The following is a 20,082-nucleotide window of genomic DNA, read 5'->3' as shown; positions in this document are numbered from 1 at the left end:
AATATAGCACGACGGGGAAGGAAAAAGAAAAGAGACTGCCGAAAGCAATCTCTTTTCATCATGAACCAAAATATTTCACTAATGTCGCAATAATGAACATCGTGGCGAAAAAGCCGAAGGAAACCATGAAGCCGACACCAGAATCGACCGCATCATTGCGTGTGCACTGTACATTTTTCTCAAATTCGTTCATGATCCTTACCCCTCCTCGTGCAATCATTTTTAGTATACGCCAAAACGGAAAAAAAATCTATATGCCAATTATGTGTTTCCTATCTTAACAACAGTTGACACAAATAGTTTAAGGCGTGCGGGATAAGATAGTAATACCCGTTGATAAAGAACTTTTCTTTATCAACGTTTATATAAAATGGGAGTCGGCTTTCCCCGTTTGCCGGCTCCCTTGTAAATGTCCAAAAAACAGTGTATCTTAATGAGCGAACGAAAAAAGAAATGGGGAAGAAGAAACATGGGGTTAGATTTTTTTAAGAAAATCAATGGGCAAGCACTTGTGCCGCTTTATTTAGTATATGGAACGGAAACATTTTTAGTAAACGAAGCGGTCAAACGGCTTGTCAACACAGCATTAACGGAAGAGGAACGCGATTTTCATTTAGCAGTGTATGATTGCGAGGAAACGCCGGTGGAAGTAGCGGTGGAAGAGGCGGAAACGTTGCCGTTTTTTGGGGAGAAAAAAGTAGTTGTCGTGAAAAACCCTATTTTTTTAACGGCGGAAAAAGGAAAAGAGAAGGTGGAGCACGACCTAAAAAAGCTTGAGGAATACATAGCTTCTCCTTCCCCTTTTTCGATTGTTGTTTTTACGGGAGCATATGAAAAATTAGACGAGAGAAAAAAAATAACGAAGCGCTTAATGAAGGAAGCGGAAGTATTCGTCGCGTTGCCGCTGAATGAGAAGGAATTGTACCGCTGGGTCGAGGAGTGTGCTCAGGAACATGGCGCTACCATAACTGACAGGGCAAAAGAAAGAGTGTTGGCATTGGCAGGGACGAATTTAACGATACTTTCGAATGAATTAGAGAAGTTATCGCTATACGTCGGGCAAGCGGGAACGATTACCGAGGAAACAGTGGAAATACTTGTATCGCGCACGTTGGAGCAAAATGCGTTTGTGCTTGTGGAAAAAGTGGTCAATCGTAAAATTGAAGAGGCGTTGCAAGTGTTTTATGATTTATTAGAAAATCAAGAAGAACCAATTAAAATTGTCTCGCTTCTTGCTTCCCAATTCCGCCTCTTGTATCAAGTAAAAGCATTGGCGACGAAAGGGTATGGGCAGCAGCAAATCGCTTCTATTTTGAAAGTGCATCCGTTCCGAGTAAAATTAGCGCTCGGACAAATCGCCTTATTTTCCGAACAAGAACTGTTAAGCATCGTTCACGATTTGGCGGAAGCAGACTATCAAATGAAAAGTAGCGCGATGGACAAACAGCTAATTATCGAGTTGTTACTTGTAAAATGGAGCAAAAAGCCGGCATAGCCCGGCTTTTTGCTTTATATCAGCTAAAGTGCCGTCTAACTCTAGGTGCATCGGTGTGATATGTCTTTGACTTTTCGCTTTTCTTATGAAAAAAAACGACCTAAGAGAGGTCGTTTTTACGCTGTGATGCTGTTTAATTTTTTCGCTAAGCGAGATTTTTGGCGGCTTGCTACGTTTTTGTGGATTAAGCCTTTGCTTGCCGCTTTATCTAATTTTTTCGAAGCAAGAACGAACGCTTCTTGTGCCTTTTCTACGTCTTTTGCTTCTACAAGCGCTTCGAATTTTTTGATTGCTGTGCGCATTGCAGATTTCATCGCAGCGTTATGAGCACGGCGCTTTTCGTTTGTTTTTGCCCGTTTGATTGCAGATTTAATGTTTGCCAATGTATTTCACCTCCGTTAATGACCTATCTACGTTATTCTTTTGTCGCATTTCGCCATATTCAAGAACAAGTGATATTCTATCAAACAGGCCGCAATTATGCAAGACTATTTGCAATTTGTAAGCCGTAAAAGTGTACGCAGAGAACGAACATTGTATGAAAACACGCCAAGCCGGCGACAATAAGCATAGTATCAACAAAAGGAGGACGAAGTTATGCTAGATCTCAGCAAATACGCGGTGCGAACGGACTTGGCGATTGAAGCGCACGAAATTGCTATCGAAGAGCGGCTACAACAAAAGCGCGAAACACCATCTTCGATGGAAGGAGTCGTTATTTGCGACCGAGAAATCGACGGGGTGAAATTGTCCTACGTCGAAGTAACGGAAGAAGGGGCAAAATCGATCGGCAAAAAACCAGGGACGTATATTACGATTGAAGCACAAGGGATTCGGGAGCAAGATACAGAACTGCAAAAAAAAGTGGAGCAAATTTTTGCGAAAGAGTTTCATTCTTTTTTGCAGAAATTACGTATTGGTCAGAAAGCAAGTTGCCTTGTTGTCGGACTTGGGAACGATCATGTCACTCCGGACGCCCTCGGACCATTAACGGTCGAGAATTTGTTGATTACAAGGCATTTGTTTCAGCTGCAACCGGAAAGCGTTGAAGAAGGGTTTCGGCCGGTAAGTGCTATTGCCCCAGGTGTCATGGGAACGACTGGTATTGAAACGAGCGACATTATTCGTGGCGTCGTCGAAAAAACGAACCCGGACTTTGTAGTCGTCATAGATGCGCTAGCGGCGCGGTCGTTGGAACGGGTCAATGCAACGATTCAAATTTCGGATACCGGCATCCACCCAGGCTCAGGAGTGGGAAATAAACGAAAAGAATTGAGCAAAGAAACGTTAGGAATTCCCGTCATTGCCATCGGGGTTCCGACGGTGGTAGACGCGGTGTCGATTACGAGCGATACGATTGATTTTTTGTTGAAACATTTCGGGAGAGAAATAAAAGAAGAGAAGCGCCCGTCGAGTTCATTAGCGCCATCTGGTTGGTCGTTTGGAAGAAGAAAAAAATTAACGGAAGAAGACATGCCAACAAAAGAAGAGCGCTCAGCATTTTTAGGGATGATCGGAACGCTTGCCGACGAAGAAAAACGGGCGCTGATTCACGAAGTATTGGCGCCACTTGGTCATAATTTAATGGTGACGCCAAAAGAAGTCGATATGTTTATCGAAGATATGGCGAATTTACTTGCGGGCGGTTTAAATGCCGCATTGCACGAACAAGTAGACCAAGGAAATATCGGAGCGTACACTCATTAGTTTGTAAAATTTCAGTTCTATCTTTTTAAGCTTGGCCATACTGTTAAATTAGTAGACAAGCTTAGAAAGGGTGAGAACATGAATCGGCTTCGTTCTCGGCTATTCGTAACCGTTCATGGGACAAGCATAAAAAAAATAGCAGTCATCGCCGTTTTAGGTTGGATGATGATGTTCACGCTTGTTGGGGTGCTGACGTCTTTAAAGCCAGAATATCGTTTCTCCTCGTCATCCGTCAATAATGTCGTGAATCATTTTCCCGAGGAGACGTTTGTTCATTTGCTTAGCTTTGAAAATCATTATTTTTTGCAAAATTTGCCGAAAGAACGACAACATATTAGCTACTCCTCTATATTATTTCGGACGATTACGAGCGTGAATTTAAATGACCCACGCAGCTTTCTTGGAAGGGAATTACCTGGCTTTGCCTTATATGATAGTAAAATTGTAGTTGCCGGAGAAGGCACCGATTATACGAACATGCCGTACGAATCTGCTCCCCCGCTTGAAGTGATGCTTGCTGAGCGAGAAGCCTCGTTGGAGAATTTGGAAAAAGCAGATGAAGCGCAAGATGAGAAACCAGTTCCTCCTCCAAAGATGACAACTGGTGGAAAAAAAGTAGTGTACATTTATCACACGCATACGTACGAATCGTATTTGCCTGCCCTAAAGGGGGTAACTGATCCGGATCTTGCTTTCCATCGAACAGTTAATGTTACAAAAGTAGGAAAAAGATTAGCCGAAGAATTAGAAAAACGAGGAATTGGAGCGGAAGAAAGCCCGGTAGATATTCAAAAGGAGTTAGCGAAAAGAGGAATGAAATATTACCAGTCGTACGACATGTCAAGGGAAGTCGTAATGGAAGCGATGAAACATACTCGTGATTTACAATATTTCATTGATATTCATCGCGATTCACGTCCGCGAAAATATACGACTGTAACGATTAATGGAACGGATTATGCTCGTGTCGTGTTTATTATTGGCGGGGAAAATCCGAATTACGAAAGAAATTTGCAGCTGGCGACACATCTTCATCAATTGCTTCAAAAAAAATATCCGGGGTTAAGCCGTGGAGTAATCGAGAAAAAAGGAGCGGAAACAAACGGGAAGTTCAACCAAGATTTATCAGGAAATGCCATATTAATCGAGTTTGGTGGAGTGGACAATACGTTTGAAGAGCTATTCCGCACGGCGGCTGCGGTTGCGGATGTGTTCAGCGAGTATTATTGGCAAGCAGAAAAAGTGCAAGCGCCATCTCCTGCACAAAAGAAGTAAAGAAGATGGAATGAGTGTGGTTTTGGCGCACATAAGACGCAAAAAAACGTTGATATATCGACATCGGAGGGTAGAGATGAAGTTTACGATACAGTTTTTTGCCGCTGTCGGCATTCTTTTTTTCGGTGTGCTGCTTGGCATGCAACAAGCAAAAGAAGGGCTTTTAAAAATGAAAGGATATCACGACCCATCGTTCCAATCGGTAGTTGCTGTGAAGAAAAATCAAGAAGGGGCGGTTGAGGCGACGGTGATGGGAAACAAAGTGACGGCCGAAACGGTGGACGAGAAAGCGAAAAAGTTAGAACAATGGAAAATGTTTAATTTGTTCTCAGAGCTTGGAAAGCAATTGGCAGAAGCAGTTCATACGGCAGCAGCCAAGCTTCTTTCGCTGCTAGGCAAGCTCATAAAATAAAGCCGGGGATATCTCGGCTTTTTTCTTTCCGTCAATCATTGAATATTGCCGATGGTGTTGTTATAATCAAAGCTAGTGTAGTTTCGGAAATAGTAGGAGTGAACGAAATGAATCGTGAAGAAAGACTAAAACGAAGAGAGAAAATCCGCAATTTTTCGATTATCGCGCATATTGACCATGGCAAATCGACATTAGCTGATCGCATTCTTGAGCGCACAGGCGCAATTTCCGAGCGGGAAATGAAAGATCAATTGCTTGATTCAATGGAGCTCGAGCGGGAACGTGGCATTACGATTAAATTAAATGCCGTTCAGCTAACTTATAAAGCGAAGAACGGGGAAGAATATATTTTCCATTTAATCGACACGCCAGGACACGTCGATTTTACGTATGAAGTATCGCGTAGCTTAGCCGCTTGCGAAGGCGCCATTCTCGTTGTGGATGCGGCGCAAGGAATCGAAGCGCAAACGTTAGCAAACGTATATTTAGCGCTCGATAATAACCTAGAAATTTTGCCGGTCATTAATAAAATCGACCTCCCAAGCGCAGAACCGGAGCGCGTCCGCCAAGAAATTGAAGACGTCATCGGGCTTGATGCTTCCGAGGCGGTATTAGCTTCGGCAAAGGCGGGGATCGGTATTGACGAGATTTTAGAGCAGATCGTCGAAAAAATTCCAGCGCCAACCGGTGACCCAGACGCCCCGCTAAAAGCGCTTATTTTCGACTCGCTATACGACTCCTATCGCGGGGTCGTTGCCTACATCCGCGTCGTCGAAGGAACGGTGAAGCCAGGACAAAAAATTAAAATGATGTCGACTGGAAAAGAGTTTGAAGTTGTTGAAGTCGGCGTCTTTACCCCAAAAGCGAAAGTGGTTGATGAACTGACAGTCGGAGACGTTGGCTATTTGACTGCTTCAATTAAAAACGTCAGCGATACGCGCGTTGGGGATACAATTACTGACGCCAAGCGCCCTGCTGCTGAACCGCTACCAGGGTATCGTCGCTTAAATCCGATGGTGTTCTGCGGCATGTATCCGATTGATACAGCCAAATACAACGATTTGCGTGAGGCGTTGGAAAAGCTGCAGCTAAATGACGCAGCGCTACAATTTGAACCAGAAACGTCGCAAGCGCTTGGGTTTGGTTTCCGTTGTGGCTTTTTAGGACTATTACATATGGAAATTATTCAAGAGCGCATCGAACGCGAATTTAACATCGATTTGATTACAACGGCGCCAAGCGTCGTATATAAAGTATATTTAACGGATGGAACAGAGCTGCAAGTCGATAACCCGTCCAATATGCCAGATCCGCAAAAAATTGACCGTGTCGAAGAGCCGTACGTCAAAGCAACGGTGATGGTGCCGAACGATTACGTCGGAGCAGTGATGGAATTATGCCAAGGCAAACGGGGCATTTTTGTCGATATGCAATATTTAGACGAAAAGCGGGTCATGTTAATTTATGAAATTCCGCTCTCTGAAATTGTTTATGATTTCTTTGATATTTTAAAATCAAGCACAAAAGGATACGCCTCCTTTGACTACGAACTTATCGGGTATAAGCCGTCGAAACTTGTGAAAATGGACATTCTTTTAAATGGTGAAAAAGTCGACGCCCTTTCGTTCATCGTTCACCGCGATTCGGCATACGAGCGTGGAAAAATTATTGTAGAAAAATTAAAAGACTTAATTCCACGCCAGCAATTTGAAGTGCCCGTACAAGCAGCGATCGGAAACAAAATCGTTGCTCGTTCTACCATTAAGGCGCTTCGTAAAAACGTCTTAGCAAAATGTTACGGCGGGGACGTATCGCGGAAGCGGAAGCTGTTAGAAAAGCAAAAAGAAGGGAAAAAGCGAATGAAGCAAGTCGGCTCTGTCGAAGTTCCGCAAGAAGCGTTTATGGCCGTATTGAAAATGGATGATAAAAAATAATGAAGCAAAGGCTGTCTCATCGGATGGGATAGCCTTGTTTTTTACGTAAAGGAGCGATTGCGAGTGATACAGGCAGCGTATTTGCACATCCCGTTTTGTACGCATATTTGCCATTATTGCGATTTTAATAAAGTGTTTTTAAAAGGACAGCCGGTAGCGGAATATTTGCAGGCAATGGAACAAGAAATGAAGCGGACGGTTGCACAGTTTCCGGCGGAGCGGGTGCAGACAATTTTTATTGGCGGTGGCACACCGACAGCGCTTGATATACGACAGCTCGATTTTTTGTTGGAAAACATTCATCGTTATCTTCCGTGCACTGTCGATAAGGTGGAATTTACGGTAGAAGCTAATCCTAACGAATTATCGCGCGAAAAATTGCAGTGCTTAAAAGATGCGGGTGTCAACCGATTAAGCATTGGAGTGCAAACGTTCAATGACACGCTGTTACGCCGAATCGGCCGCACCCACCAAACGCGCGACGTATGGCAGGCGGTCGAAACAGCAAAAGCGGTTGGTTTTACAAATATTAGCATCGATTTAATCTACGGGCTGCCAGGGCAAACCCTTGAACAATTACAAAAAGATTTAGCAGTTGCATTTTCGCTCGATGTTCCGCACATCTCCGCCTATTCCTTAATTATCGAGCCAAAAACGGTGTTTTATAACCTGATGCGAAAAGGAAAGCTTTCTTTGCCGTCACAAGACGAGGAAGCGGAAATGTACGAAGAGACGATGAAACAAATGCAACAACACGGATACGTTCAATATGAACTAAGTAACTACGCTCGCTCTGGATTCGAAAGCCAACATAATTTAACGTATTGGAACAATGAGTATTACTATGGCATTGGCGCTGGTGCCCATAGCTATATGAACGGCATACGCAACGTCAACATTGGACCGGTGAAAAAATATATCGAACTCATCGAAAAAGGGCAGTTGCCATATGTGGAACGGCACGAAGTGAATGAGCGCGAACGAATGGAAGAAGAAATGTTTTTAGGTCTTCGAAAAATAGAAGGCGTATCGAAACAACGGTTTTACGAAAAATTTCATCGTTCGCTGAACGATGTATTTGGCGATGTCATTGCAAAAGAAAAAGCAAACGGGCTACTAGAAGAAACTGAAACGCATGTTCGCCTTACCCACCGCGGCAAGCTGCTTGGCAATGTCGTATTTGAAGCGTTTCTTCACGTCAGCTAATTGACAGAAGCGACCGAATTTGATACTTTAATAATAGATTTAGCACTCGAACAATCTGAGTGCTAACAGAGGTGATGATCGTTGTTAACTGATCGCCAATTGCTTATTTTACAAGTCATTATTGATGATTTTATCCGTTACGGTCAGCCCGTCGGCTCTCGAACGTTGTCTAAAAAAGAGAAAATTACGCTTAGCTCAGCGACGATTCGAAATGAGATGGCAGACTTAGAAGAGTTAGGATATATTGAAAAAACGCACATTTCATCTGGAAGGGTGCCATCGGAAAAAGGCTATCGTTACTATGTCGATCATCTATTGTCACCACAGCGGCTGACACAAGAAGACATGAGCAAAATTAAATCGATTTTCGCTGAGCGAATTTACGAATTGGAAAAATTAGTGCAAAAATCCGCGCAAATTTTATCCGACTTAACGAGCTATACGTCAATTGTTCTCGGTCCAGCCGTGAAAGAAAACAAGCTGAAGCAGTTGCAAATTATCCCGCTAACGAAAGAAACAGCGGTGGCGATTATCGTTACGGATACCGGGCATGTCGAAAACCGCGTCATTACGATTCCGGAAGCCGTAAAGGCTGCTGATTTGGAAAAAATGGTAAACATTTTAAACGAGCGACTCGTCGGTGTTCCGCTGATTGACTTAAAGGACAAAATTTATAAAGAAGTAGCGAACGTGTTGCGGCTGCACATTTATAGCTATGACAGCATGCTCAAAACGATCGCGGAGACGCTCGATATTCCGCAAGAAGAGAAAATGTTTTTCGCTGGAAAAACAAACATGCTCAGCCAACCCGAATTTAGCGACATTCAAAAAATTCGCTCGTTAATGACGATGATTGAGCAAGAAAAGGATTTTTACCGTTTGTTGCGCAAACATCGACAAAAAGGGATTCAGGTGACAATCGGACGCGAAAACCAATTGAGGGGAATGGAAAACTGCAGCTTAATTACCGCAACGTATTCTATTGGCGAAGAACCTTTGGGAACGATTGCAGTGCTCGGTCCAACGCGCATGGAATATTCCCGCGTCATTACGATCTTAAACCGCGTCGCTTCTGATTTATCGGCGGTGCTGACAGACTGGTATCAAAACAACTAGCATTGGTCATATTGGATAATGGATGGTTGGTGCTTTACACCCCATCCTTTCCTTGTGAACATACATAACTGATTACTTTAAGGGAGGTGAGGGCGATGGAAAAAGAAAAAGAAACGCTCGAAGTGCAAGAAGAAGCTACATATGATCAAACGACAGAAGAAACAGTAGAAACTCAGCAAGAAACAGCAGAAACAGAGGAACAAAACGAGGAGCTAGCAAAAGCGCATGCACAAATCGCCGAACTGCAAAGCAAGTTGCAAGAAATGGAACAGCGTTACCTCCGCTTATATGCGGATTTTGATAATTTCCGACGCCGCACAAAATTAGAATTTGAGGCAGCGGAAAAATACCGCGCACAAAGTTTAGTGACCGACTTATTGCCGGCGCTAGACAACTTTGAACGCGCCTTAAAAGTGGAAGTCGAAGACGAAAAAGCGAAATCCATTTTGCAAGGGGTCGAAATGGTTTACCGCTCGCTCGTCGAGGCGCTAAAGAAAGAAGGCGTCGAAGCGATTGAATCGGTTGGAAAACCGTTCGATCCACACGTACACCAAGCAGTTATGCAAGTCGAAGATGGTAATTACGAACCGAATACGGTGGTGGAAGAATTTCAAAAAGGATACAAATTGAAAGACCGTGTCATTCGACCGGCAATGGTTAAAGTAAATCAATAAACAGGAGGGTGATTGCGATGAGCAAAATTATCGGTATTGACTTAGGAACGACAAACTCTTGCGTAGCAGTGTTAGAAGGCGGAGAGCCAAAAGTCATTCCAAACCCAGAAGGAGGTCGAACAACGCCTTCTGTTGTAGCGTTTAAAAACGGGGAGCGACAAGTCGGGGAAGTGGCGAAACGCCAAGCGATTACAAACCCCAATACTGTTATTTCCATTAAGCGTCATATGGGAACAAACTACAAAGTCGAAATCGAAGGAAAACAATACACGCCACAAGAAATTTCGGCGATGATTTTACAATACTTAAAATCGTATGCAGAAGCGTATTTAGGTGAACCGGTCACAAAAGCGGTGATCACCGTCCCAGCTTACTTTAACGACGCGCAGCGCCAAGCGACAAAAGACGCGGGGCGAATCGCAGGCTTAGAAGTGGAGCGCATTATTAACGAGCCGACAGCCGCAGCGCTTGCATACGGATTGGATAAAATGGACGAAGATCAAACGATTCTTGTCTACGACTTAGGTGGCGGTACGTTTGACGTATCGATTTTGGAATTAGGCGATGGCGTGTTTGAAGTAAAAGCGACAGCCGGTGATAACCATCTTGGTGGGGACGATTTCGACCAAGTCATCATTGATTACTTAGTCGAACAGTTCAAAAAAGAGCATGGCATCGACTTATCCAAAGATAAAATGGCGCTTCAGCGTTTAAAAGACGCTGCCGAAAAAGCGAAAAAAGATCTTTCTGGCGTGACACAAACACAAATTTCGTTGCCGTTCATTAGTGCAAACGAAACAGGGCCGTTGCATTTAGAAATGACATTAACACGCGCGAAATTCGAAGAATTGTCCGCTCATCTTGTCGAGCGCACGATGGGTCCGGTGCGCCAAGCGTTGAAAGATGCAGGTTTAACGCCAGCGGACATCGATAAAGTCATTCTTGTCGGCGGTTCGACGCGCATTCCTGCTGTTCAGGAGGCGATTAAAAAAGAAATTGGCAAAGAACCGCATAAAGGTGTGAACCCGGACGAAGTTGTAGCGATCGGTGCAGCGATCCAAGGTGGGGTCATTGCAGGGGACGTCAAAGACGTCGTATTACTAGACGTTACGCCGCTTTCGTTAGGGATTGAAACAATGGGTGGCGTCTTTACGAAACTAATTGAGCGTAACACGACAATCCCAACAAGCAAATCACAAATTTTCTCGACGGCAACAGACAACCAAACGGCAGTAGACATTCACGTCTTGCAAGGGGAACGTCCGATGGCTGCCGACAACAAAACACTCGGTCGCTTCCAATTAACCGACATTCCGCCAGCACCTCGTGGTGTACCGCAAATTGAAGTAACGTTCGATATTGACGCCAACGGAATTGTGCACGTGCGCGCGAAAGATTTAGGAACGAATAAAGAGCAGTCGATTACGATTAAATCATCGTCTGGTCTTTCGGAAGAAGAAATTCAGCGCATGATTCGCGAAGCAGAAGAAAATGCTGAAGCGGACAGAAAGCGGAAAGAAGCGGCAGAGCTTCGTAACGAAGCCGACCATTTAGTGTTCACAACGGAAAAAACGCTAAAAGAATTGGAAGGCAAAGTCGACGAAGCAGAAGTGAAAAAAGCGCAAGAAGCAAAAGACGCATTAAAAGCAGCGCTTGAGAAAAACGACCTCGACGAAATTCGGGCGAAAAAAGACGCCCTTCAAGAAATCGTGCAGCAGTTATCGATTAAGCTATACGAACAAGCAGCAAAACAAGCGCAACAACAACAAGGCGCTGACGGCACTGCCAAAAAAGACGACGACGTCGTTGATGCGGAATTTGAAGAAGTAAAAGACGATAAGTAAAAACGAAAAAGTCAAAGTCAGGCCTGCCTTGGCTTTGACTTTTTCATTTCTATTGCATATGTCAAGAAGCGAATGGTACAATTAATTTTATGTGAGTGAAACGGGAGTGGGTGATGATGACGAAACGAGATTATTATGAAATTCTCGGAGTAAGCAAAAATGCGACAAAAGAGGAGATTAAAAAGGCATATCGGAAACTGTCGAAGCAATACCATCCGGACGTCAATAAAGAGCCAGGGGCGGAAGAGAAATTTAAAGAAATTAAAGAAGCGTATGAAGTATTAAGCGATGACCAAAAACGTGCGCATTACGACCAATTTGGTCATGCTGACCCGAATCAAGGGTTTGGCGGTTTCCGTGGCGATGATTTTGATTTTGGCGGCTTTAGCGGATTTGGGGGTTTTGAAGATATTTTCACGTCCTTTTTTGGTGGCGGAAGACGTCGTGACCCGAACGCCCCACGTGCCGGCGCGGATTTGCAATATACGATGACGTTGACGTTTGAAGAAGCTGCGTTCGGAAAAGAGACAGATATCGAAATTCCACGCGAAGAAACGTGTGACACATGCCACGGCTCTGGTGCAAAGCCGGGAACAACAAAAGAAACGTGCGCACATTGCCATGGTACAGGGCAAATAAGCGTTGAACAAGTGACGCCGTTTGGCCGAATTGTTAACCGAAGAGCGTGCCATTATTGCGGAGGGACAGGGCAATTTATTAAAGAAAAATGTACGACGTGCGGTGGAAAGGGGCGCGTGAAAAAGCGGAAGAAAATTCACGTTAAAATTCCAGCCGGAATTGATGACGGTCAGCAGTTGCGCGTAGCCGGTCAAGGAGAACCGGGAGTAAATGGAGGACCATCAGGCGATTTGTATATCGTGTTCCATGTCGAACCGCACGAATTTTTCGAGCGCGACGGCGACGACATTTATTGCGAAATTCCGTTGACGTTTGCCCAAGCAGCGCTTGGTGACGAATTAGAAGTGCCGACATTGCATGGAAAAGTGAAACTAAAAATCCCAGCCGGGACGCAAACGGGCACAAAATTCCGCCTCAAAGGAAAAGGGGTGCCGAACGTCCGCGGTTACGGAAATGGCGACCAGCATGTCATTGTTCGCGTCGTTACGCCAACGAAACTGACGGAAAAACAAAAGCAACTGTTGCGAGAATTTGATCAATTAGGCGGACACCAAATGCATCAAACGCAAGACAGCTTTTTTGAAAAAGTAAAAAAAGCGTTTAAAGGGGAACATTTATGAAATGGTCAGAAATTAGCATCCATACGACACATGAAGCGGTTGAGGCGATTTCGAACATTTTGCACGAAGCAGGTGCTGGCGGCGTCGTCATTGAAGATCCGTTCGATTTAACGAAAGAACGCGACACACAATTTGGCGAAATTTACGAGTTGAATCCGGACGACTATCCGGAAGAAGGGGTCGTCATAAAAGCGTATTTGCCAGTGAATAGCTTTTTAGGGGAAACGGTCGAGGCAATTAAAGAAGCGGTTAACAACTTAATGCTTTACAATATCGACGTCGGACGAAATAAAGTGACGATTAGCGAAGTGAACGAAGAAGAATGGGCAACCGCTTGGAAAAAATATTATAATCCCGTGAAAATTTCGGAGCGATTTACCATCGTGCCAACGTGGGAAACGTATGAACGCGTATCGACCGATGAATTAATTATTGAATTAGACCCTGGAATGGCATTTGGAACAGGGACGCATCCGACAACGGTCATGTGCATTCAAGCGCTTGAAAAGTGTGTACAACCGGGGAATACGGTCATTGATGTCGGCACCGGGTCTGGCATTCTAAGCATTGCCGCGGCGATGCTTGGGGCGAAATCTGTGCGAGCGCTCGATTTAGATCCGGTTGCCGTCGATAGTGCAAAATTAAATGTAAAGTTAAATAAAGTGCAGCACGTCGTGACGGTTGCGCAAAATAATTTGCTTGATCATATCGATAAACCCGCAAACGTCATTGTGGCTAATATTTTAGCAGAAATTATTTTGCGCTTTGTGGATGATGCGTATCATTTATTAGAGCGGAATGGGTATTTCATCACGTCTGGAATTATTCAAGCGAAGAAACAAGAAGTAAAAGACGGGCTGGTAAACGCCGGATTTACGATTGAAGAAACGTTGACGATGGAAGACTGGGTCGCATTTATCGCAAGAAAATCGTGAAAAAGAAGGTGTCGGTTTGCAGCGGTACTTTGTGTCGGAGAACCAAATAAACGAACAACATATCACAATCACAGGAGACGATTACCACCACATCGTTCGCGTCATGCGGATGAATAAAGGGGACGAAATGATTTGTAGCAGAGGGAATGGCTTGTCCGCTCTGTGTGAAATTGAACAAATTACCAATGAGAGCGTCATCGTTCGTGTTATAGAATGGAAAGAAGAACGAACCGAACTAGTAGGGAAGATTTATATCGCCCATGGATTGCCGAAAGCGGATAAATTGGAGCTTGTCATTCAAAAAGGGACAGAACTTGGTGCTTTTGCATTTATTCCGTTTTTAGCTGCTCATTCTGTCGTGAAATGGGAAGAAAAAAAAGCCGAAAAAAAGCTCGAGAGATGGCAAAAAATCGCGAAAGAAGCGGCGGAACAAGCGCATCGAGCGAATGTACCACATGTATATGCCCCAATGACGATTCATCGACTGATCGAGTTTGCACAAACGTGCGACTATCGGCTCGTAGCATACGAAGAAAAAGCGAAAAACGGCGAAGCGGCTGCGCTAAAAACGGTGCTTCGGCAAATGAAGCAAGGGCAGTCGCTTATTGTCGTGTTTGGCCCGGAAGGCGGTTTCTCTCCACAAGAAATGGAGTTGTTTCTAAGCCGCGGTTTTTTGGCGTGTGGGCTTGGCCCACGCATTTTGCGAACGGAAACAGCTCCGCTTTACGTATTGGCAGCGGCATCATATGAGTGGGAATTAAAGTGAGGTGAGGACAATGCCAACAGTGGCATTTCATACGTTAGGCTGTAAAGTCAATCATTACGAAACAGAAGCGATTTGGCAGTTGTTTAAGCAAGCCGGATATGAACGCAAAGAGTTTGAAAGCCATGCGGACGTTTATGTCATTAATACGTGCACGGTGACAAATACGGGGGACAAAAAAAGCCGTCAAGTCATTCGCCGGGCAATCCGGCAAAATCCAGACGCGGTCGTTTGCGTCACGGGCTGTTATGCGCAAACGTCGCCCGCGGAAGTGATGGCGATTCCTGGAGTGGATGTCGTCATCGGAACGCAAGACCGTGCGAAAATTTTGGACTATATCGAGCGATTTAAGCAGGAGCGCCAACCGATTAACGGTGTCAGCAATATTATGAAAACGCGCGTATACGAAGAATTAGACGTGCCTGCTTTTACTGACCGGACGCGGGCATCGTTAAAAATTCAAGAAGGGTGCAACAATTTCTGCACGTTTTGCATCATTCCGTGGGCGCGCGGCTTAATGCGTTCACGCGACCCAAAAGAAGTTATTCGCCAAGCGCAGCAACTTGTTGATGCGGGCTATAAAGAAATTGTGTTGACCGGCATTCATACGGGTGGATACGGCGAAGATATGAAAGATTATAATTTTGCGGCGCTGCTTCGCGACCTCGACGAGCAAGTAGTGGGGTTGAAACGAATTCGCATTTCCTCGATTGAAGCAAGCCAAATTACCGATGAAGTAATCGATGTATTGAAACAATCGGATAAAATCGTCCGCCATTTGCACATTCCGCTGCAGTCGGGCTCGAATACGGTGTTGAAGCGAATGCGTCGTAAATATACGACTGAATTTTTTGCGGAGCGGTTGGCACGTTTACGAGAAGTATTTCCGGAGCTAGCGGTTACTTCTGATGTGATCGTTGGGTTTCCAGGGGAAACGGAAGAAGAATTTATGGAGACGTTCCACTTTATTCGAGACCAACGTTTTTCTGAACTGCACGTCTTCCCGTATTCCAAACGGACAGGCACACCAGCGGCGAGAATGCCAGATCAAGTGGACGAAGACGTGAAAAATGAGCGCGTCCATCGGTTGATTGCGCTTTCTGACCAGCTTGCAAAAGAATACGCATCGCAGTTTGAAGGACATGTGCTCGAAGTCATTCCAGAAGAACCTTACAAAGAAGAGCCAAATAGCGGATTATACGTCGGATATACAGACAACTATTTAAAAGTGAAATTCCCAGCGACGGAAGAGATGGTCGGACAACTTGTGAAAGTGAAAATTACGAAAGCGGGCTATCCATACAACGAAGGGGAATTTGTCCGCGTCGTGTCCGATTCGGTTGAAAATATGAAACTAAGCTCCTAACCCAGCATGTTGCTGGGTTTCTTTTTTGCCGCACCACCATCTGTTTCGTCATTTTTCGTCATTTTTTCGGGAAAACTAGTTTTTGAAATGAAAAAGTGGTATGATGATAGAGGTCAGACTTCTGTTAGTCGGAAAGGAGAGTTACAATGGCAACGAACATTGCGAAAATGATTGACCACACGTTATTGAAAGCGAATACAACGAAAGCGCAAATCGTGCAATTGTGTGAAGAAGCGAAAGAGTATGGGTTTGCGTCTGTTTGTGTCAACCCAACATGGGTGGCGACAGCAGCTGATTTACTAAAAGGAACCGATGTGAAAGTATGTACGGTCATTGGTTTTCCGCTTGGAGCGAATACACCAGAAACGAAAGCGTTTGAAACGAAAGATGCGATTGAAAAAGGGGCAACCGAGGTTGATATGGTCATTAATATCGGTGCACTAAAAGATGGTGACGATGCGTTAGTGGAGCGCGACATTCGTGCCGTAGTCGAAGCGGCAAATGGAAAAGCGCTTGTGAAAGTAATCATTGAAACGTGCTTGCTTTCCGAAGAAGAAAAAGTACGCGCTTGCCGTTTAGCCGTGCAAGCAGGTGCCGATTACGTGAAAACATCGACAGGATTTTCCACCGGCGGTGCAACGGTCGAAGATATCGCGCTCATGCGAAAAACAGTTGGCCCGAATATTGGTGTGAAAGCGTCCGGCGGCGTTCGCGATCTTCAAGGGGCGGAAGCGATGATTGAAGCTGGCGCAACGCGCATCGGCACAAGCTCTGGCGTGGCAATCGTTCAAGGGAAAACAGCTACGACCGATTATTAATCCCGTGAACAAAATAAATCCACCATTCAATCCAACGGATAAACGGAAGCGCAACAACGGAGCAAATGACGTTAAATAAGACGCTTGCGTGCGCTAATTGCACATCAGGCGAATACGCAAAGAGGCTAACGATCTTGGCAAATGGAGCAATGAATAACGAAAAAATACCGACGCCGGCAATGTTGAGCCATAAATGTGTATAGGCGGTAAATTTCGCTTCTCGGCTTGCGCCGATGCTCGCTAATAAAGCGGTAACGCACGTGCCGATATTAGCGCCAAGCAAAATGGCAATGCCAGCTGGCAACGCGAGCAACCGTTCGCTGAGAAACCCCATCGCAATGCCGATGGTCGCAGCACTCGATTGAATGATGGCAGTCAATACTGTGCCGACGAGAATGCCGGCGATATACGAGCGGTTCGTTTGTTGCAACCATTCATGGACGAACGGAGTGGTGGAAAGCGGTTTGGCCAAGGCGCTGAACCCTTCCATCGCAAAAAATAAACAACTAAGCCCAACGAGCGTCATGCCAATGCTATATCCGATGCGGTGGCGGACAAAAAAGACGAGAAACGCTCCAATGAGTAGCAGTGGGATAATGCTAGTACCAACATCAAGTGCGATAAGTTCGGTTGTAATTGTCGAGCCGATGTTGCTCCCTAAAATGATCCCAATCGATTGCTGAAACGTTAAATAGCCGGTCGCCACAAGCCCGACGGTAAGCACCATCATCGCAGAACTGCTTTGTAGTAACGCTGTGGCAATTGTCCCAGTAAGGAAACTTTGAACAGGTGTTTTCGTGAAATGCAGTACCCATCGTTTTAACCGATCACCAGAAAGTACATAAAGTCCTGACTTCATCATTAGCATGCCAAGCAAAAACATACTAAGATGAATCAAAAATAAAATGAATATACGTCCCACCGCTCTCCCTCCTTCTCCATCATTGTATGGACAAGAAAGGGAGATGATGACAGCTTTTTTAGTTGACCTCTTCTAAGGGATGTATTATAATTGACAAGTACATGTTTCGTACTACAAATGCAAGTGTTGTTGTTCGGAGGGAGGGAAGTAGGATGTCAAAAACAATCGTTCGCAAAAACGAATCGCTTGAAGATGCTCTTCGTCGCTTCAAACGTGCTGTTTCCAAAACAGGTACGTTACAGGAAGCAAGAAAGCGTGAATTCTATGAAAAGCCAAGCGTAAGACGTAAGAAAAAGTCTGAAGCGGCTAGAAAGCGCAAGCATTAAAAGAGGGTGTATTTATGGGTCTTCTTGAACGTCTAAACGATGATATGAAGCAAGCGATGAAAAACAAAGAAAAGGAAAAACTCTCCGTCATTCGGATGGTTAAAGCGGCATTGCAAAACGAAGCGATTAAACTTGGCAAAACGTTATCTGAAGACGAAGAGCTGACCGTACTTGCTCGTGAATTAAAACAGCGTAAAGACTCCCTCCAAGAATTCGAAAACGCTGGTCGTTCAGACCTTGTTGACAAGACAAAGGAAGAAATTCACATACTTCAACTATACATGCCAAAACAGCTTAGTGAAGAAGAACTAGCAGAAATCATTCAACAAACGATTGCTGAAGTCGGTGCTTCTTCGAAAGCGGATATGGGCAAAGTGATGGGAGCAATCATGCCAAAAGTAAAAGGAAAAGCGGATGGCTCTCTCGTCAACAAACTTGTACAACAATATTTAGCATAAAAGACTGCCTTGCATCGCAAGGCGGTCTTTTTTTAGTGCTATCCCCCCTTTTTTTCTCATATGTATGAGATGAAAGGGGGTTCTTTTAATGAAAAAATGGCGGCAACAAGTGAAAAAATGGCTTGCTAATCAATTAGAATTACCGGCTGATGTTATCATGGACCTTCCTCGCATTACGATGATTGGGCATATACATATTTACATTGAAAACCATCGCGGGTTATTGACGTTTAGCGATAAAGAACTGCGCTTGCTGTTAAAACAAGGCCAACTCCTCGTTCGTGGTGATGAGTTTGTCATTAAAACGATTTTACCAGAAGAAATTTTACTTGAAGGAAAAATTCAGCAAGTCGTTTATTTGGACCAATGAGGAGGAAGACGATGAAAAACACATGGGCTTATTTTTTTATCGGAAGCGTTCAAGTGACCGTACAAGGAAAAGGGACGGAGCGATTGGTGAACGCTTGCTTGCGAAACGGAATGGTAGTTTGGGACGTGCAAAAAATAGGAGAAGACAAACTCACATTTTTTATGCTGCTAAAAGACGTTCCTCGCCTCCGTCCGATTGTCCGCCAAAGCGAATGTAAGCTCTCTTTTGGCAGAAGAAGCGGGTTTCCGTTTCTTGTGAAGAAAACGTTGGCTAATTTTGGTTTTTTGCTCGGTATTTTTTTATTTTTGGTTGTAGTGTTTTTGTTATCCAATATGGTATGGGGCGTGCATGTGCAAGGCGCGAAGCCGGAAACGGAACATCGCATTTTAAAAGAATTGAAGAAAATGGGGGTAGAGAAAGGAGCGTTTCAATTTTTGCTTGATCCGCCGGAAACCATTCAAAAAAAATTAACGGATCGCATCGATACGCTCACGTGGGTGGGGGTTGAATTAAGAGGAACGACGTTTTATTTTCAAGTCGTTGAAAAAAAACAACCAAAGGAACCGGAACAAGTACCTATCCGTCATTTAGTCGCAAAAAAGAAAGCAGTCATTACTGATTTGTTCGTGGAAGAGGGTCAACCGCTCGTCTCCGTTCATGACCATGTGGAAAAAGGGCAAATATTAGTATCTGGAATTATCGGAAAAGAAGGGCAAACGAAATTTGTCCCCGCCAAAGGAAAAATTTTTGGCGAAACATGGTACAAGTCTACCGTTGTCCTTCCATTAGAAGCAGTATTTCACGTTTTTACCGGAAAATATATCGAGAAACATTATCTTTCTATCCAATCTTTCGCCATTCCTGTTTGGGGATTTCAAAAGCCGTCGTTTGTTCATTACGAAACGGAGTCACAAAAGCGACCGCTCCGGTTTTGGAAGTGGGAGTTGCCGATTGTTTATGAGCGTGTCATTTACCGCGAAACAGAACAAGTGAAGCGAAGTTATTCATGGAACGAGGCGTTTCAACAAGCGAAAAAAATCGCCAGAAAAGAGTTGCAGGCAAAATTAGACGAAGACGCTTTGATTAAAGATGAAAAGGTTTTGCATGCGGAGAAAGAGAATGGTAAAGTAAAAGTAGAAATGTATTATGAAGTCCATGAAAACATTGCGCAACCACAACCTATTGTTCAAGGAGATTGAGGA

Annotated in this window: 21 protein-coding genes; 18 read left to right on the top strand and 3 right to left on the bottom strand. The window is 44.4% G+C overall.

Annotated features, from left to right (window positions below; genetic code table 11):
* Positions 1 to 58 precede the first annotated feature (58 nt).
* Positions 59 to 193, bottom strand: a complete 135-nt coding sequence (locus tag GFC30_RS16670) for a YqzM family protein (RefSeq protein ID WP_084256359.1) — start codon at positions 191 to 193, stop codon at positions 59 to 61.
* Between the two features lie 276 nt (positions 194 to 469).
* Here GFC30_RS16670 and holA point away from each other — a divergent pair, with 276 nt between their 5' ends.
* A complete protein-coding gene (holA, locus tag GFC30_RS13265; RefSeq protein WP_066326278.1) occupies positions 470 to 1,495 on the top strand; it encodes a DNA polymerase III subunit delta in 1,026 nt (341 codons plus the stop codon).
* A 116-nt stretch (positions 1,496 to 1,611) separates the two neighbouring features.
* On the opposite strand, the gene rpsT is transcribed toward holA, so the two are convergent.
* Positions 1,612 to 1,878 (bottom strand): 30S ribosomal protein S20, encoded by a 267-nt coding sequence (gene rpsT / locus GFC30_RS13260; protein ID WP_066326277.1) that lies wholly within the window; start codon positions 1,876 to 1,878, stop codon positions 1,612 to 1,614.
* Between the two features lie 214 nt (positions 1,879 to 2,092).
* On the opposite strand from rpsT, the gene gpr reads away from it, so the two are divergent.
* The 13 genes from gpr (at position 2,093) to deoC (ending at position 16,804) form a co-directional block, all read left to right on the top strand.
* A complete protein-coding gene (gene gpr, locus GFC30_RS13255) occupies positions 2,093 to 3,202 on the top strand; it encodes a GPR endopeptidase (protein WP_066326275.1) in 1,110 nt (369 codons plus the stop codon).
* 78 nt (positions 3,203 to 3,280) lie between these two features.
* Complete coding sequence (gene spoIIP, locus GFC30_RS13250) at positions 3,281 to 4,477, top strand: stage II sporulation protein P (RefSeq protein ID WP_066326274.1); 1,197 nt, start codon at positions 3,281 to 3,283, stop codon at positions 4,475 to 4,477.
* Between the two features lie 76 nt (positions 4,478 to 4,553).
* Positions 4,554 to 4,889 (top strand): YqxA family protein, encoded by a 336-nt coding sequence (locus tag GFC30_RS13245; protein WP_066326271.1) that lies wholly within the window; start codon positions 4,554 to 4,556, stop codon positions 4,887 to 4,889.
* Positions 4,890 to 4,996: 107 nt separating this feature from the next.
* Positions 4,997 to 6,823 (top strand): translation elongation factor 4, encoded by a 1,827-nt coding sequence (gene lepA / locus GFC30_RS13240; RefSeq protein WP_066326270.1) that lies wholly within the window; start codon positions 4,997 to 4,999, stop codon positions 6,821 to 6,823.
* Positions 6,824 to 6,886: 63 nt separating this feature from the next.
* Positions 6,887 to 8,029: a radical SAM family heme chaperone HemW gene (gene hemW / locus GFC30_RS13235; protein ID WP_066326268.1), complete on the top strand. Its 1,143-nt coding sequence runs from the start codon at positions 6,887 to 6,889 to the stop codon at positions 8,027 to 8,029.
* A gap of 81 nt (positions 8,030 to 8,110) precedes the next feature.
* Positions 8,111 to 9,145 (top strand): heat-inducible transcriptional repressor HrcA, encoded by a 1,035-nt coding sequence (gene hrcA, locus GFC30_RS13230; protein WP_066326267.1) that lies wholly within the window; start codon positions 8,111 to 8,113, stop codon positions 9,143 to 9,145.
* 95 nt (positions 9,146 to 9,240) lie between these two features.
* The gene (gene grpE / locus GFC30_RS13225) at positions 9,241 to 9,819 is read left to right on the top strand and encodes a nucleotide exchange factor GrpE (protein ID WP_066326266.1); all 579 of its coding nucleotides are present in this window, start codon (positions 9,241 to 9,243) and stop codon (positions 9,817 to 9,819) included.
* Positions 9,820 to 9,836: 17 nt separating this feature from the next.
* Positions 9,837 to 11,663 carry a molecular chaperone DnaK gene (dnaK, locus tag GFC30_RS13220; RefSeq protein WP_066326265.1) on the top strand — a complete coding sequence of 609 codons (1,827 nt, stop codon included), beginning with the start codon at positions 9,837 to 9,839 and terminating at the stop codon, positions 11,661 to 11,663.
* Between the two features lie 116 nt (positions 11,664 to 11,779).
* Positions 11,780 to 12,922, top strand: coding sequence for a molecular chaperone DnaJ (gene dnaJ / locus GFC30_RS13215; RefSeq protein ID WP_066326264.1), 1,143 nt, complete (start codon positions 11,780 to 11,782; stop codon positions 12,920 to 12,922).
* Positions 12,919 to 13,857 (top strand): 50S ribosomal protein L11 methyltransferase, encoded by a 939-nt coding sequence (gene prmA / locus GFC30_RS13210; RefSeq protein ID WP_066326262.1) that lies wholly within the window; start codon positions 12,919 to 12,921, stop codon positions 13,855 to 13,857. The genes dnaJ and prmA overlap by 4 nt, the downstream gene beginning before the upstream one ends.
* 16 nt (positions 13,858 to 13,873) lie before the next feature.
* On the top strand, positions 13,874 to 14,623 hold the full coding sequence (locus GFC30_RS13205; RefSeq protein WP_066326261.1) for a 16S rRNA (uracil(1498)-N(3))-methyltransferase: 750 nt from the start codon (positions 13,874 to 13,876) through the stop codon (positions 14,621 to 14,623).
* Positions 14,624 to 14,633: 10 nt separating this feature from the next.
* Entirely contained in the window at positions 14,634 to 15,986 is a 1,353-nt protein-coding gene (gene mtaB, locus GFC30_RS13200; protein ID WP_066326260.1) for a tRNA (N(6)-L-threonylcarbamoyladenosine(37)-C(2))-methylthiotransferase MtaB, read from the top strand.
* Positions 15,987 to 16,132: 146 nt separating this feature from the next.
* A complete protein-coding gene (deoC, locus tag GFC30_RS13195) occupies positions 16,133 to 16,804 on the top strand; it encodes a deoxyribose-phosphate aldolase (RefSeq protein WP_066326259.1) in 672 nt (223 codons plus the stop codon).
* Here the strand turns inward: deoC and GFC30_RS13190 are convergent.
* Positions 16,788 to 17,726, bottom strand: coding sequence for a Na/Pi symporter (locus tag GFC30_RS13190; RefSeq protein ID WP_066326258.1), 939 nt, complete (start codon positions 17,724 to 17,726; stop codon positions 16,788 to 16,790). The genes deoC and GFC30_RS13190 overlap by 17 nt on opposite strands.
* Before the next feature lie 152 nt (positions 17,727 to 17,878).
* Here GFC30_RS13190 and rpsU point away from each other — a divergent pair, with 152 nt between their 5' ends.
* From rpsU to yqfD, 4 genes are all read left to right on the top strand, one after another.
* Positions 17,879 to 18,052 (top strand): 30S ribosomal protein S21, encoded by a 174-nt coding sequence (gene rpsU / locus GFC30_RS13185; RefSeq protein WP_027407847.1) that lies wholly within the window; start codon positions 17,879 to 17,881, stop codon positions 18,050 to 18,052.
* Between the two features lie 14 nt (positions 18,053 to 18,066).
* Positions 18,067 to 18,510 (top strand): GatB/YqeY domain-containing protein, encoded by a 444-nt coding sequence (locus GFC30_RS13180; RefSeq protein ID WP_066326257.1) that lies wholly within the window; start codon positions 18,067 to 18,069, stop codon positions 18,508 to 18,510.
* A gap of 88 nt (positions 18,511 to 18,598) precedes the next feature.
* The gene (gene yqfC / locus GFC30_RS13175) at positions 18,599 to 18,880 is read left to right on the top strand and encodes a sporulation protein YqfC (RefSeq protein ID WP_066326256.1); all 282 of its coding nucleotides are present in this window, start codon (positions 18,599 to 18,601) and stop codon (positions 18,878 to 18,880) included.
* Between the two features lie 11 nt (positions 18,881 to 18,891).
* The gene (yqfD, locus tag GFC30_RS13170; RefSeq protein WP_066326255.1) at positions 18,892 to 20,079 is read left to right on the top strand and encodes a sporulation protein YqfD; all 1,188 of its coding nucleotides are present in this window, start codon (positions 18,892 to 18,894) and stop codon (positions 20,077 to 20,079) included.
* The last annotated feature ends 3 nt before the right edge of the window (positions 20,080 to 20,082 follow it).

Source organism: Anoxybacillus amylolyticus (assembly GCF_001634285.1).
Taxonomy (GTDB): Bacteria; Bacillota; Bacilli; order Bacillales; family Anoxybacillaceae; genus Anoxybacteroides; species Anoxybacteroides amylolyticum.
Note: the sequence above shows the minus strand (reverse complement) of the source record. Positions and strands in the feature narration are given on the sequence as shown.